We start from the raw sequence: 13,320 nt of genomic DNA on the forward strand, positions 1-13,320 counted from the left end.
TTTGGCAGTGCAGGGCCGCATCCGGTCTGGACGCACCAAGGCGGAGCGGCGCGCGGCGCTGCTCGCCGGCTATCGCCCCCTGCCCGGCGCCCGTGACGAGTTCGTCGACGCCGAGGGCGCCGTCCGGCCGCATTGGGAACCCTTCCTGCAGGAATGGTGCGCGTTGTCGCAGGACGAGCTGCTGCAACGCTTCGGCCTGGCCGACCGGCATGTCCACGACACCGGCGTCTCCTATCGCGTCCATGGCGACATCGACGAACGCGACCCGAGCGCGGGCGAGCGCCCCTGGCCGCTGAGCCATGTGCCACTCGTCATCCCCGGCGCGGAATGGCAGACGATCGCCGCCGGCGTGGCACAGCGGGCGCAACTGCTCTCGACCCTGCTCGACGACATCTACGGGCCGGGCGAGATCGTCGCGAAGGATCTGCTGCCGGCCGCGGTGGTCAGCGGCAGCCCCGATTATCTGCGCCCCCTGCACGGCGCGCCGGGCGGCGGCACGCTGCAGCTCTACGCCGCCGATCTCGGCCGGGGCCCGGACGGGCGCTGGTGGGTGCTGCAGGATCGCGCCCAGGCGCCTTCGGGCACGGGCTATGCGCTGGAAAACCGGCTGGCGCTGACGCGCGCCTTTCCGGACATGTTCCGCAGCATGAACATCGAGCGGCTGGCGGCTTTCTTCCAGAGCTTCCGCGCCGGGCTGGTCGCGCGCTCGAAGCGGATCGAGCCGCGCATCTGCCTGCTGACGCCAGGCCCGCTCAACGAGAGCTATTTCGAACAGGCCTATCTCGCGCGCTATCTCGGCTTCCTCCTGGTGGAGGGCGGCGACCTGCTGATGCGGGAAGGGCGCGTGCATGTGCGCACCATCGCGGGCTTGAAGCGCGCCGACGTGATCTGGCGGCGCATCGACGGCGACTTCGCCGATCCGCTCGAGCTCAACGCGCAATCGGCGCTCGGCGTCGCCGGCCTCGTCGAGGCGGTGCGGGAGGGCAATGTCCATATCGCCAACGGCCTCGGCTCGGGCGTCGTCGAGGCGCGCGCGCTGATGGGTTTCCTGCCAGCGGTGGCCCGCCAGCTCCTCGGCGAGGAGCTGATCCTGCCCAATATCGCGACCTGGTGGTGCGGCCAGCGGCGCGAGCGCGAGGCCGTGCTCGACCGCCTCGACGAGATGAGCATCGCGCCGGCCTTCCGCAGCGCCGGGGGCGGGCTCGACACCGGCCCCGTGCTCGCAGGCGATCTGCCGGCAGCGGAGCGCGAGGCGCTGCGCGCCCGCATCGCCGCACGCGGCATGGATTATGTCGGGCAGGAGATCGTCCGGCTCTCGACCATGCCGGTGTTCCAGAACGGCCGGCTCGAACCGCACCCGATGACGCTGCGCGTCTTCGCCGCCGCGACGCCGGACGGCTGGAAGGTGATGCCCGGCGGCTTCTGCCGGATCTCGGACGAGCCGGATGCGCGCGCCGTCAGCCTGCGCAACGGCGTACGCTCCAGCGATGTCTGGGTGACGGCCGATGCGCCGGTCGAGCCTCTCACGCTGCTGCCGACGCCGGACCGCATCGCCATCCGCCGCATCACCGGCACCTTGCCGAGCCGCGCGGCGGACAATCTGTTCTGGCTCGGACGTTACCTGGAGCGCTGCGAGGCGACCTTGCGCCTCGTGCGCGCACTGCTCGGCCGGCTGATCGATTCCGATCCCGCTCCGGGACGCAGCGGGACCGTGCGCCGGCTGGGCGATCTGCTCGTGGCCTGGGGCTCGGCCCAGCGCGGCCGCAGCCAGAGCCCGGCGACGCAAGCCTATTCGGCGCTCTACAGCCTCGACGATTACGGCTCCGCCGCAGCCTCGGTGCGCGAGGCCCGGCGCACCGCCTCCGTGATCCGCGAGCGCCTCTCGGTCGATGCCTGGCGGCTGTTCGGCGATCTGCAGAGCCAGCTCACACCGAAGGAAGGGCGCAAGCCCTCGGAGGGCGAGGCCTACGAGATCGCAGACCGCGCCCTGAAGACGCTCGCGGCCTTCTCCGGTCTCAGCCAGGAGAACATGGTGCGCGGAGCGGGCTGGCGCTTCCTCGATATCGGCCGGCGGCTGGAACGCGGCGTCGGCACCTGCCGCTTCGCCCGGCAATTCGCCGAGAACGACGCGTCGGTCGACTCGCTCGACGCCTTGCTCGACCTGACGGATTCGCAGATCACCTACCGCTCGCGCTATCTGCTCGGCGCAAGCCTCCAGCCCGTGCTCGATCTGGTGATGCTCGATCCCTACAATCCGCGCTCGGTCGCCTTCCAGATCGAGCGGCTCGAGGCCGAGATCGCGGATCTGCCCTCCCTGACGGAGGACGGCATGCTGGAGGCGCCGCGCCGGCTCATCCTGCGGCTCGCCGCCGATTGCCGCACCGCCGAGGCCAGCCGGCTCGACCGCACCAGCATCCTGCTGTTCGAGCAGTTGCTGATGGGGATATCCAGCGCCATCGCCGACCGCTACTTCCTCCAGAACAGCGGCCCCGAAGGGTCGCGACTGACAGGCATCGCGTGATCTACGACGTCCGCCACGTCACCACCTACGGCTACAGCCGGCAGGTGCCCTTCGCGCGCTGCATCATGCGGCTGCTGCCGCGCGACGGCTCCGGCCAGAGCGTGCAGAAGAGCGAGCTCTCGGTCATGCCGCGCCCGGCCGAACGCAGCGACGCGGCCTGCTTCTTCGGCAACCGGATGACGACGGTGACGATCACCAAGCCGCATCGCGAGCTGAAGGTCGAGATGCGGGCGCGCCTCTCCGTCGAGCGCTCTGCCCCGCCGCATCCCGGGCTGACGCGCGGCTGGGAGGAGGTCGCAGCGCTGGCGCTCGCCTCCGACAGTCTCGCGCCGGCTTCGCCGACGCATCACATCTATCCCAGCCGGCTGGTGCCCGAGGTCGGCGCCGTCGTCGCCTATGCGCGTACGAGCTTCGGCAAGGGACGGCCGGTGCTGGAAGCGGCGAGCGAATTGATGGCGCGGATCCGACACGACTTCACCTACGACCCCGCCGCAACGGAGGTCTCGACCCCGTTGGCGGAGGCTTTCGCCCAGCGCCACGGCGTCTGCCAGGATTTCGCGCATATCATGATCGCCGGGCTCAGGGGCCTGGGCCTGCCCGCGGCCTATGTCAGCGGCTATATCCGCACCATTCCGCCGCCGGGCCAGAAGCGGCTGGAAGGCGCCGATGCCAGCCATGCCTGGGCGCTGCTCTGGTGCGGCCCCGAGACGGGCTGGGTGGGGCTGGACCCGACCAACGACCTGATCGTCGCCGACGACCACATCGTCACCGCCATCGGCCGCGACTATGCTGATGTCGCACCGCTCGACGGGGTGCTGATCGGGCCGGGCTCGCAGAAGATCGGCGTCGCGGTGGACGTGATCCCGGTCGGCTGAAGAGCGCTCAGGCCGCTTCCTCGGACGGGTGAGCCGGCGCCGGCATCCGCGCATGCGCCTCGCCCCAGGCCTTCAGCGCCATGATGACCGGCTCGAGCGTGCGGCCCTTGGCCGAGAGGCTGTATTCGACGCGCGGCGGCACTTGCGGATAGACCACGCGGACGATCAGCCCGTCCGCCTCCAGCTCGCGCAACTGATTGGTCAGCATGCGCTGCGTCGCACCCGGCATGCGGCGGCGGATTTCGTTGAAGCGCAAGGTGCCGGCCGTGAGCAGGTGATAGAGCGCGATGCCCTTCCACTTGCCGCCGATGAAGCCGAGCGCCGCCTCGACGGGGCAGCCCGGCGAACAGTAAGGCTCCTGGAAACGCGGCGGCATGACGGTATCCTTTTCGACACTATGGGCTGAATTTGTGCGTTCTTGCGCTATCTGCAGGTTAAGCTCATCTGGCCTCCATCGCAACGCAGGAGAGACGCCATGCGCGCCGTCGGATACCGCCAGTCACTGCCCATCACCGCGGAAGACAGCCTGATCGACCTCGACCTGCCGAAGCCGGCCGCCGGGGCGCGCGACCTGCTCGTCGCGGTCAAGGCCATCTCGGTCAACCCGGTCGATACCAAGGTGCGGATGCGCAGCCAGCCTGCGGCGGGCGAAAGCGCCGTGCTCGGCTGGGACGCGGCGGGGATCGTCGAGGCGGTCGGCTCCGACGTCACCGGGTTCAAGCCGGGAGATGCCGTGTTCTATGCCGGCGCGATCAATCGTCCCGGCAGCAACGCCGAATTCCACCTCGTCGACGCGCGCATCGCCGGGCCGAAGCCTGCCTCGCTCGGCTTCGCGGAAGCCGCCGCGCTGCCGCTGACCGCGATCACCGCCTGGGAGATGCTTTTCGACCGGCTGAAGATCCGCGATGCGGTGCCGGGCGCCGCGAACGCGCTTGGGATCGTCGGCGGCGCCGGCGGCGTCGGCTCGATCGCGATCCAGCTCGCGCGCCGGCTGACCGACGTCACGGTGATCGCCACCGCCTCCCGCCCCGAGACGCAAGCCTGGGCCAGGGAGCTCGGCGCCCATCATGTCGTCGACCACACCAAGGCGCTGCCGGAGCAGATCGCCGCGCTCGGCCTCGGCGCGCCGGCCTTCGTCTTCTCGACGACGCATACCGACACCCATCTCGCCGGCATCGTCGAGCTGCTGGCGCCGCAGGGGCGGCTCGGCCTGATCGATGATCCCAAGACGCTCGACGTCACCCTGCTGAAGCGCAAGAGCCTCTCGCTGCATTGGGAGTTCATGTTCACCCGCCCTGTGTTCCAGACGGCCGATATCGCAGAGCAAGGCAAGCTGCTGGCGGAGGTCTCGCGTCTCGTCGACGCCGGCACGATCCGCACGACGCTCGGCGAGCATTTCGGCGCGATCAACGCGGCCAATCTGAAACGCGCTCACGCGCTGATCGAGAGCAACCGCGCGAAGGGCAAGATCGTGCTGGAAGGCTTCTGACGACGCCCTTATCCGACGCCCGGCACATCACCTGCGGTTTCCGAAGTCTCGCGACTGGAGTCGCGCGGCAGGGAATGCTAGCGAGCCCCGGTCACGCCGGGGCCCGCTCGTTCATGTTCATCCTGAAACCGCTGGGCGACAAGCGCATCGGCCTGCTCTGGTCTTCGCAGCTCCTCTCCGCCACCGGTGCGGAATTCTACATGGTGGCGGTGATCTGGATCGCCTCCGCGCTGATCGGCCGCGACGCCGGCTATGTCTCGGCACTGCAATCGGGCGCCCTGCTTTTCGGCAGCCTGTTCGCCGGAGCCCTCACCGATCGCTGGCGGCATGCGACGACGATGGTCGGCGTCAGCCTGTTCCGGGCGGCGCTTCTCCTGCTGCTGGCGGCGGCGAGCGCCTTCGGCTTCATGAGCCTGCCCCTGCTCGCAGTGACCGCGGGCGCCGTCGCGCTCGCCACCTCCGTCTATGACCCCGCCTTGCAGGCGACGCTGCCGATCCTGGCGCCCGGCACCTCGATCCGCCACGCCGTCAACGGGCTGTTCGACGCGACGCGGCGCATGGCGCGTATCCTCGGCCCCAGCCTGATCGCCCTCGTCAACGGCCTCGTGCCGATCGGCCAGTTCTTCGCCATCACGGCCGGCGGGTTCCTGCTCTCGGCGCTCGGCGTCCGGGCCGCCCTGAAGGGGGCGCCGTTGCCCGCGCCACCCGAGACGCGCCGCGGCCTGTCATCGGTGCTCGACGCGATCATGGGCGGGGCGCGTGCCGTGCGGCATCACCGCCTGATGCATTTCGGCCTCATCGCCGACTTCGTCGGCAACGTCACCTGGTCGATGGGCGTTCTGCTCGGCATGGCGCTTTATCTGCGCATGACGAGCGCCGAGCCGCTGACCGCCTACAGCCTGATGATGACCGCCTATGGCGCCGGCAATCTCGCCGCGAACCTCGTCCTGGCCGGGATCACGCCGAAGCGGCCGCTGCTGTGGCTGGTGATGTCGAAGCTCACCTTCGGGCTGGGCGTGCTGCTGATGCCCTTCGCGCCGAATACGGCGGCCTTGATGGCCTGCGCGGCGCTGGCCGCAGTCAATGGCCCGTTCGAGAACCTCGCTCTGCTGCACATCATCCAGCACGATTTCCCGCCGCAGCGGATCGCACAAGTCTACCGCCTGCAGATGTGCGCCGTGTTCGGCGGTTCGCTGATCGGCTATCTCGCCGCGCCGAGCCTGTTCGCCGCCTTCGGCCTCGCGCCCATGATCGCCACGCTCGGCGCCGTCACGCTGGCAACGGGGCTGGTCGGGCTGGCGCTGTCGCGCCTGCTGCACGGGCCCAGGCCGATATGAAAACGGCCCCGTCCGAAGACGGGGCCGTATCGTTCCTGCCTGACGCAGCCGGTCAGGCCAGCGTGTAGGCCGTCTTGACGGTGGTGTAGAACTCCTTGGCGTAGGCGCCCTGCTCGCGCGGGCCGTAGCTGGAGCCCTTCCGGCCGCCGAACGGCACATGATAGTCGACGCCCGCGGTCGGCAGGTTGACCATCACCATGCCGGCTTCGCTGTTGCGCTTGAAATGCGTCGCATACTTCAACGAGGTCGTGCAGATGCCCGAGGAGAGGCCGAACTCGGTGTCGTTGGCGACGGCCAGCGCCTCGTCATAGTCCTTGACGCGGACGATGTTGGCGACCGGTCCGAAGACCTCCTCGCGCGAGATGCGCATGGCGTTGGTGGTCTCGGTGAACAGCGCCGGCTGAAGGTAGAAGCCGGGGGTGTCGCGCTTCAAGAGCTCGCCGCCGAAGGCGAGCTTGCCGCCCTCGTCCTTGGCGATCTGGATGTATTTCAGGTTCTGGTCGAGCTGGCTCTGGTCGACCACCGGGCCGATATGCGTGCCGGCCTTGAGCGCGTCGTCGACACTGAGCCCCTTCAGCCGCTCGATGCAGGCCTCGACGAACCTGTCGTGGATGCCGGCCTGGACGATCAGGCGCGAGGACGCGGTGCAGCGCTGGCCGGTGGAGAAGAAGGCGCCGTTCACGGCGACCTCGACGGCGACCTTCAGGTCGGCGTCGTCGAGCACGACGAGCGGGTTCTTGCCACCCATCTCGAGCTGGACCTTCTTCATCGGGTTGCCTGCGATGCAGGCGGCCGCGACCTTGCGGCCGGTCGCGACCGAGCCGGTGAAGGAGATGGCGGTGACGTCCTTGTGCTCGAGCAGCGCCTGACCGACGACCGAGCCGCGGCCCATGACGAGGTTGAGCACGCCCTTGGGCAGGCCGGCGCGCTGGATGATGTCGACCAGCGCCCAGGCCGAGCCCGGCACCAGATCGGCCGGCTTGATGACGACGCAATTGCCCCAGGCGAGCGCCGGCGCGATCTTCCAGGCCGGGATCGCGATCGGGAAGTTCCAGGGCGTGATCATGCCGACGATGCCGAGCGGGTCGCGGGTGATCTCGACGCCGACGCCGGGGCGCACCGACGGGACCATCTCGCCGGAGAGGCGCAGGCACTCACCGGCGAAGAAGGCGAAGACCTGGCCGGCACGGCCGGCCTCGCCGATGCCCTCGGCCAGCGTCTTGCCCTCCTCCCGCGAGAGCAGCCGGCCGAGTTCGTCCTTGCGGGCGAGGATCTCGTCGGAGGCCTTCTTCAGGATGTCGTAGCGCTCCTGCGGCGTGGTGCGGCTCCAGGCCGGGAAAGCGGCCTTGGCGGCGGCGACGGCATTGTTCAGATCCTCGACGGTCCCCTGCGCGTACTCGCCGACGACGTCGTTGGTGTTCGAGGGGTTGATGTTGCGCGAGGCGTTGACGCCGCCAGCCCATTCGCCGGCGATCAGGTTCTTGAAGGGCGCGTTCATCTGCATCTCTCCCGGGGCAATGAATCCTCGCGGGCGGTGTTAGCGCCTTTGCCCCCGGAAGGCCAATGCCCCCGCGACTGCCTGCCACCCGCCTGCCGCAAGGCGATCGAAAACGGCGCGCCTGCCTACTTCTTCTCGATCGAGAGACCGTTCTTTCCGAGATTGATCTCGACCCCTTCGGGCCGCTTCTTTTCCTGGTAGAGCGAATAGCCGGTCACCGCGAGGGCAGCGACGAGAACGACGACGAGAATGGCGAGCAGATTGCGCGATGCGGGCATATGTTTTCCTGAAACGGGCGGCGGAGGCCGCGGCGCAGGGCAAACCCATATTGCGGCGCAAAGGTTCCCTCGCGATGGAACGTCGCCCTCCTCCGGGCGTTTCCATCGGCCGCGCAGCATGAGATAGTCGCGTGGTGCAGGAGCGAGCGATGCCGGACACGGAATTGCAGGAGCGGATCTGGGCGGCGCTCGACGCGCACCCGGTCTATATGGTGTCGCTGATCGCCGAGGACGGGCTGAGGACGCGGCCGATGTCGGGGCATCTCGACCGGGAGCATCACCGCCTGCTGTTCATCACGCATCGCCATACCGGGATCATCGGCGAGGCGCTGCGATCGCCTTCGGTCTCGATCGCGATCAGCCATGAGGATCGCAACTTCTACGCGGCCATCGCCTGCACGGCCTCCGAGCTGCCGAGCCGCGATCTGCTGCGGCAGATCTGGACGCCGATGGCGAGCGCATGGTTCCCAAACGGCCCGGACGATCCGGACGCCACCCTGCTGGCGTTGACGCCGGTCTCGGCCGAGATCTGGGAGGGGCCGTCCAGCGGCGTGCTGGTGGCCTTCAAGCTCGCCACCGCCAAGATCCTGGGCCGGACACCCGATCTCGGCGTCAATGCCACCATCGACATGCGCTGAACGGAGCTGCCGGACGATCCCGCCGGCGATAGTCAGCCCGGATCGGAGGCCGCCGCCCAGCGGCCGATCCAGGCCGTGGCGACGCTCGACCAGACGACGCCGAGAGACCAGCCGCCGAGCACGTCGGTCGGCCAGTGGACGCCGAGATAGATGCGGCTGAGGCCGATCAGCAGGATCATCACCCAGGCGAGGACAAGGCATAGCAGGGCGATGTCATCGCGCCGCGAGGCGATGCCGACACAACCGGCGATGCTCAGCATCGTCGCGGCCGAGAGGAAGGCATGGCCGCTGGGGAAGCTCGCCGTGAAGGTCAGCGCGGTGTGGGCGACGATGTCGGGCCTCTCCCGGCCAATCGCGATCTTCAGGCCGTTGCTGACCAGGAGCGCCGTCAACACGCTCAGGACCAGCCCGGCCGCGAGACGGCGATAACCGCAGAGCCACAGCGCCAGCGCCGCAGCCGTCGTGATGAAGAAGAGCCCGACGAAGCTGCCGAACGCCGTCATGTCCCGCACCGCCTCCTGGAACCAGGCCGGGCCGAGCGGCTGGGCTGGATTGCCCGGCTCGCGAAACAGCAGGATCAGGCTCCGGTCGAAAGCGAAGCCGTGGCCGGACGCGATGAAGCCGGCCAGCGCGACGAAGACCAGGCCGGCGAGGACGGGAACGACCAGCCGCGGACGTAGCGGAGAAGGAATCTGGCCGGGTACGGGGCGGGACATCGGGGCGTCGATTCTCATAAACTCAGGACCGTTGCCTCGTCGCATTGCCTTCACGCGAGCCGGTTGCCCGCCTCGCTCGACAAGGCTCTCGAGGAGCGAGCGGCAATGACGCGAAAGGCCCGCGGCAGCAAGCGGTATGTCAGGGAGCCGGATCTGCGCTCGACCTCGCCATCGAAGGTGACGTGGCCACGGCGCTTGTCGCGCCGCCGCAGCACCACCTCGTCCCCGGTGAAGGAGGTGAGGTTCCGTGAGGAGCGCCAACGACCGGAGACGACCGAGAGCGCCGCCTTGCTGCGGGAATAGAGACCGCCAGCATTCAGCACATGGACCTCGAAGATGCCGGCGTCGAGCCGCTCGCGGCGCCATTCCGCGCCGTCGAAGCGGTTGACGGTGACCAGTACCGCATCCGCATCGACGACGAGATGCTCGCTGCCGATGCGGATATCGACCGAGATCGGCCGGGTGAACAGGATCGAGCGCGTCGCCGCGACGCCGAAGGCAGCGACGCGGCTGAAGGGAAAGCGCCGGCGCGCATATTCGCGCTCGCGCGCCATCAGGCTGAAGAAGCCCAGGCCGGAGATCGAATGAAACAGCCTGTCATTGACCCGGCCGACATCCATCTCGACCGGCTCACCCTCGCACAGCGCCGCGACCTGCTGCTCCAGCGGGCCCAACAATCCGAGATCGCGCCCCAGCACATTGACCGTCCCCATCGGCAGGATGCCGACGGGGCAGGCCGCCTGGATCAGCACCGGCAGGACGCGGTTGATCGTGCCGTCGCCCCCGGCGATGACCGGAACGGCGTCGCTGGTTTGGACCGCGAGCGCCAGGGCGTCGTCCAATTCGCGTGGCGCGACGAGCTTGACTTCGGCGGTCGAGCCATGCGCCGCGAAGGCGGCTGTCAGCCGCTCGGAAAAAGCGTGGGCTCCGACTTCGAGGACGGTGCCCGCGCGGGCGTTGACAATCACCGTATAACGCATCGCCCGGTCGAGATGGGGCGCCCGGAGCCGTTCGCAAGGCGCCTCGGACGGGAGCGATGCCTCAGGCCGCGGCAGGGCGGGCATCGAACTGCGGCGGCATCGCCGGCGCGAGCGGCATGGGCAGTTCTTCGATTTCCTCGGTGACGACCTCGAAGCGCTGCACCGTATGCGTGCCGAAGGAGCTGATCATCGCCACATCCGTCGCGTCCCGGCCGCGCGCGATCACGATGCGGCCGATGCGCGGCTCATTGTGACGGGCGTCGAAAGTATGCCAGCGACCGCCGAGGAAGACCTCGAACCAGGCATTGAAATCCATCGGCGCCGGATTCGCCGGCACGCCGATATCGCCGAGATAGCCGTTGCAGTAGCGCGCCGGGATGTTCATGCAGCGGCACAGGGCGACCGCCAGATGGGCGAAGTCGCGGCAAACCCCGACCCGCTCCTCGAAAGCCTCGGCAGCGGTGCGGGTGCTGCGCGCGAAATCGTAGCCGAAGGTCAGGTGGTTGTGGACGAAATCGGTGATCGCCTGCACCCGGGCCCAGCCTGGAGGGACCTGGCCGAACAGGCGCCAGGCCTGATCGCAGAGCCTGTCGGTCTCGCAGTAGCGGCTGCCCAGCAGGTAGACGAGCGCCTCGTCCGGCAGCCGCGCCGGCGGCGTCTCCTGCACCGAGGGGCTCTGACGGTCGGGCTCGCCGGAATCATGGATGACGCCCTCCGACTCGAGCCGGATGCCACCGGCCGGCGCAACCAGCCGCCGGCAGATGTTTCCGAAGGCGTCCCGATGCTGGCTGACAGCGATCTCGACGGACGGATCGCGCAAGGCCGTCGCCCGCATCTCATCGGGTCGCATCAGGTCATGGCGGCGGGAAGGATGGACATCGAGCAGCGTCATCAGTGGCATGTCGTGCTCGCAGACAAGTTCTATCCGATACCCGTAACGGATCTGCATATCGCTCTCCCGATTGAAGGGCGGCCTGTTGCGGGCCATGCACCGCTGCGGCTCTGCTGACTGAACCCTCTCTGATCAGACGCGGAGCGGGGGTGCCTGGTTCCGGGCCCGGCCGGAAAAATACGGTCCCCAAAAAAGGAAGATGCGGGCCTTTCGGCCCGCATCCCGCCGCCACGGCGGTTCGGCTGGGGGGATAGCAACCGCCGCGACCTGCGCCTGGGCTGCCTCTACATCATCCAGTAGGGCATCGTGCCGTAGTAATCATGGACACGCTTGCCGTAAGCCTTGTCCTCCCAGTCGGGCTCGCCCTCGCTGTCATACATCGGGGCGGCCTCGAGCTTTTCCTTGGTCAGAGGCACGACATAGCCGCCACGCTGGGGGTCGTAATCGAGAACGCTCCACGGGATGGGGTGGTACTTCTCGCCGAGCCCCAGAAAGCCGCCGAACGACATGATGGCGTAGGCGACCTTGCCGGTCTGCTTGTCCAGCATGATGTCGTAGATCTCGCCCAGATGATCGCCCGACGTGTTGTAGACATCCGTCCCGGCGACGCGGGCTCCGGCGATCAGCGGATTCGAGCTGGCAGAAACATGGGTCATGGTCATTGTTCACTCCATCCGGTTAGGCCGCACCGCCTGCATTGAAGCGGGGCACGGCTCTCAAGCTCGTTGGGTCAACTCGTCTCCGGGATGAAGGTTCCGCCGATTCCGGCCTCTCCGCGATCGCCTTGCGCGGCCGGCTCGCGGGCACGGGGGCGTTCCTGAAACGGTCTTATTTTGCGCGCCTTTCTCGTGCCGTCTCCCGGTCGATGCCACCAGCGCCGGAACATTTGCGATGCCGGGCCGTTGGGGCTGCGAGCGACAAGCGAACTCGACAATGGGACTCGAGAGGAGGGACTCGAATGAAAAAGCTGATATTGATCGTCGCAATGGGCGCCGCCATTGGAGCGGGCGCCTGCACGCCCCGTGAGCAGAATGCCGGCACGGGCGCGCTGATCGGCGCCGGGGCCGGCGCCATCATCGGCGGCGCGGCGACGGGTCGTGCGGGCGGTGCTCTGGCGGGCGCGGCGATCGGCGGCGCGAGCGGCGCCATCATCGGCGGCGCCGCGACTCCGCAACGCTGCTATGGCCGTGACGAGTGGGGCCGGCGCGTGGTCTACGACTGCTGATTTCGGTCCATCCCGGGACGGATACCCGTCTCATGAGACAAGGCCCGCCAGCCATGGCGGGCCTTTTTTATGACCGATGGCATCGACAGGGCCGCAGCGAATTCAGCGCGTCCCTAAACTTGGCCATAGGGGCCGAAACGCCCGATGAATCGGTGCCTCGGCCCGGGATAGAGCAGGCGTACCGCCGTCACTGGCCGGTCCTGGTTCCAGGTCCGGCGCTCGACGAGCAGGCAGGGCTCGCCGACCGCGATCTCGAGCAGGACGGCCTCGTCGCCCTGCGCGCCAACGGCGCTGATCGCATGCTCGGCCTGCGACCAGAGGCTGTGCTTGAGCAGCCAGTCGCCCGGCGGCGTCTGCGCGAAATCCTCCTCCGCCAGCCCGGCCACGGAAGCCACGTGGATGACGCGCTCCTCCAGCACATGCGGCTTGCCGCCGGCACGATGCAGCACCACGAGATGGCTGACCTTGTCCGACCGCTTCAGGCCGAAACGCTCGGCGACTTCGGGGGCGGGCCGGCCATCGCTGCGCGAAAGAACGTCATGGGCATAGGCCTGTCCAAGCTGCTCCACCTCCTCCGGGATCGAGAGGATGTCGAGCATGGCGTGGCTGGCGGGCGGGCTCGCGACGACGGTGCCCGAGCGGCGCCGGCGGATGATCAGACCCTCGCGGGCGAGCTGCACGAGCGCGCGGTGCACCGTCATCCGCGAGGCGCCGAGCTGTTCCATCAGGGCGTGCTCCGGCGGCACGCCGGTGCCCGGCGGCCATTCGCCACTGACCACCAGATCGCGGATCGCGCGCCGGATCTGATCGTAGACCGGCCCGGTGCCGTCCAGCTTCACCGCATCGAGCCGGGTCTCCGTCATCCTGTCCC

14 protein-coding genes are annotated in these 13,320 nt (G+C 68.7%); 6 read left to right on the top strand and 8 right to left on the bottom strand.

What is annotated here, in order from left to right:
- Positions 1 to 7 precede the first annotated feature (7 nt).
- Positions 8 to 2,521, top strand: coding sequence for a circularly permuted type 2 ATP-grasp protein (locus IED13_RS13420; RefSeq protein WP_191124461.1), 2,514 nt, complete (start codon positions 8 to 10; stop codon positions 2,519 to 2,521).
- Positions 2,518 to 3,396 (top strand): transglutaminase family protein, encoded by an 879-nt coding sequence (locus IED13_RS13425; protein WP_038360801.1) that lies wholly within the window; start codon positions 2,518 to 2,520, stop codon positions 3,394 to 3,396. The genes IED13_RS13420 and IED13_RS13425 overlap by 4 nt, the downstream gene beginning before the upstream one ends.
- A 7-nt stretch (positions 3,397 to 3,403) precedes the next feature.
- Here the strand turns inward: IED13_RS13425 and IED13_RS13430 are convergent, their stop codons facing one another.
- A complete protein-coding gene (locus IED13_RS13430) occupies positions 3,404 to 3,772 on the bottom strand; it encodes a winged helix-turn-helix transcriptional regulator (RefSeq protein ID WP_038360799.1) in 369 nt (122 codons plus the stop codon).
- A gap of 99 nt (positions 3,773 to 3,871) precedes the next feature.
- Between IED13_RS13430 and IED13_RS13435 the strand changes: the two genes are divergently transcribed.
- A complete protein-coding gene (locus IED13_RS13435) occupies positions 3,872 to 4,885 on the top strand; it encodes a zinc-binding alcohol dehydrogenase family protein (RefSeq protein ID WP_191124462.1) in 1,014 nt (337 codons plus the stop codon).
- A 113-nt stretch (positions 4,886 to 4,998) separates the two neighbouring features.
- Positions 4,999 to 6,222: an MFS transporter gene (locus tag IED13_RS13440; protein ID WP_191124463.1), complete on the top strand. Its 1,224-nt coding sequence runs from the start codon at positions 4,999 to 5,001 to the stop codon at positions 6,220 to 6,222.
- Positions 6,223 to 6,274: 52 nt separating this feature from the next.
- Here IED13_RS13440 and IED13_RS13445 read toward each other — a convergent pair whose 3' ends face one another.
- Positions 6,275 to 7,720 (bottom strand): aldehyde dehydrogenase family protein, encoded by a 1,446-nt coding sequence (locus IED13_RS13445; RefSeq protein ID WP_191124464.1) that lies wholly within the window; start codon positions 7,718 to 7,720, stop codon positions 6,275 to 6,277.
- Positions 7,721 to 7,845: 125 nt separating this feature from the next.
- Positions 7,846 to 7,998 carry a hypothetical protein gene (locus IED13_RS13450; protein WP_166652960.1) on the bottom strand — a complete coding sequence of 51 codons (153 nt, stop codon included), beginning with the start codon at positions 7,996 to 7,998 and terminating at the stop codon, positions 7,846 to 7,848.
- A gap of 149 nt (positions 7,999 to 8,147) precedes the next feature.
- On the opposite strand from IED13_RS13450, the gene IED13_RS13455 reads away from it, so the two are divergent.
- Entirely contained in the window at positions 8,148 to 8,636 is a 489-nt protein-coding gene (locus IED13_RS13455; RefSeq protein WP_133562361.1) for a pyridoxamine 5'-phosphate oxidase family protein, read from the top strand.
- 32 nt (positions 8,637 to 8,668) lie between these two features.
- On the opposite strand, the gene IED13_RS13460 is transcribed toward IED13_RS13455, so the two are convergent.
- The 4 genes from IED13_RS13460 to IED13_RS13475 all read right to left on the bottom strand — a co-directional run bounded on the left by IED13_RS13460 (position 8,669) and on the right by IED13_RS13475 (position 11,886).
- Entirely contained in the window at positions 8,669 to 9,352 is a 684-nt protein-coding gene (locus IED13_RS13460; RefSeq protein WP_191124465.1) for a phosphatase PAP2 family protein, read from the bottom strand.
- 50 nt (positions 9,353 to 9,402) lie between these two features.
- Entirely contained in the window at positions 9,403 to 10,332 is a 930-nt protein-coding gene (locus IED13_RS13465; RefSeq protein ID WP_191124466.1) for a diacylglycerol/lipid kinase family protein, read from the bottom strand.
- Between the two features lie 61 nt (positions 10,333 to 10,393).
- Positions 10,394 to 11,281 carry a transglutaminase-like domain-containing protein gene (locus IED13_RS13470; RefSeq protein ID WP_051987836.1) on the bottom strand — a complete coding sequence of 296 codons (888 nt, stop codon included), beginning with the start codon at positions 11,279 to 11,281 and terminating at the stop codon, positions 10,394 to 10,396.
- A 227-nt stretch (positions 11,282 to 11,508) separates the two neighbouring features.
- Complete coding sequence (locus tag IED13_RS13475; RefSeq protein WP_081925263.1) at positions 11,509 to 11,886, bottom strand: PRC-barrel domain-containing protein; 378 nt, start codon at positions 11,884 to 11,886, stop codon at positions 11,509 to 11,511.
- A 296-nt stretch (positions 11,887 to 12,182) separates the two neighbouring features.
- Here IED13_RS13475 and IED13_RS13480 point away from each other — a divergent pair, with 296 nt between their 5' ends.
- A complete protein-coding gene (locus tag IED13_RS13480) occupies positions 12,183 to 12,449 on the top strand; it encodes a glycine zipper domain-containing protein (RefSeq protein ID WP_038360784.1) in 267 nt (88 codons plus the stop codon).
- A gap of 113 nt (positions 12,450 to 12,562) precedes the next feature.
- On the opposite strand, the gene IED13_RS13485 is transcribed toward IED13_RS13480, so the two are convergent.
- The gene (locus IED13_RS13485; protein WP_191124467.1) at positions 12,563 to 13,312 is read right to left on the bottom strand and encodes a UTRA domain-containing protein; all 750 of its coding nucleotides are present in this window, start codon (positions 13,310 to 13,312) and stop codon (positions 12,563 to 12,565) included.
- Between the last annotated feature and the right edge of the window lie 8 nt (positions 13,313 to 13,320).

Source organism: Allobosea spartocytisi (assembly GCF_014764685.1).
Taxonomy (GTDB): Bacteria; Pseudomonadota; Alphaproteobacteria; order Rhizobiales; family Beijerinckiaceae; genus Allobosea; species Allobosea spartocytisi.

What these genes read in the sequence shown, in the direction of transcription:
- IED13_RS13430 (WP_038360799.1), bottom strand. Translation starts at nt 3,772, where the DNA reads ATGCCGCCGCGTTTCCAGGAGCCTTACTGTTCGCCGGGCTGCCCCGTC.
- IED13_RS13435 (WP_191124462.1), top strand. Translation starts at nt 3,872, where the DNA reads ATGCGCGCCGTCGGATACCGCCAGTCACTGCCCATCACCGCGGAAGAC.
- IED13_RS13440 (WP_191124463.1), top strand. Translation starts at nt 4,999, where the DNA reads ATGTTCATCCTGAAACCGCTGGGCGACAAGCGCATCGGCCTGCTCTGG.
- IED13_RS13445 (WP_191124464.1), bottom strand. Translation starts at nt 7,720, where the DNA reads ATGAACGCGCCCTTCAAGAACCTGATCGCCGGCGAATGGGCTGGCGGC.
- IED13_RS13450 (WP_166652960.1), bottom strand. Translation starts at nt 7,998, where the DNA reads ATGCCCGCATCGCGCAATCTGCTCGCCATTCTCGTCGTCGTTCTCGTC.
- IED13_RS13455 (WP_133562361.1), top strand. Translation starts at nt 8,148, where the DNA reads ATGCCGGACACGGAATTGCAGGAGCGGATCTGGGCGGCGCTCGACGCG.
- IED13_RS13460 (WP_191124465.1), bottom strand. Translation starts at nt 9,352, where the DNA reads ATGTCCCGCCCCGTACCCGGCCAGATTCCTTCTCCGCTACGTCCGCGG.
- IED13_RS13465 (WP_191124466.1), bottom strand. Translation starts at nt 10,332, where the DNA reads ATGCGTTATACGGTGATTGTCAACGCCCGCGCGGGCACCGTCCTCGAA.
- IED13_RS13470 (WP_051987836.1), bottom strand. Translation starts at nt 11,281, where the DNA reads ATGCAGATCCGTTACGGGTATCGGATAGAACTTGTCTGCGAGCACGAC.
- IED13_RS13475 (WP_081925263.1), bottom strand. Translation starts at nt 11,886, where the DNA reads ATGACCATGACCCATGTTTCTGCCAGCTCGAATCCGCTGATCGCCGGA.
- IED13_RS13480 (WP_038360784.1), top strand. Translation starts at nt 12,183, where the DNA reads ATGAAAAAGCTGATATTGATCGTCGCAATGGGCGCCGCCATTGGAGCG.
- IED13_RS13485 (WP_191124467.1), bottom strand. Translation starts at nt 13,312, where the DNA reads ATGACGGAGACCCGGCTCGATGCGGTGAAGCTGGACGGCACCGGGCCG.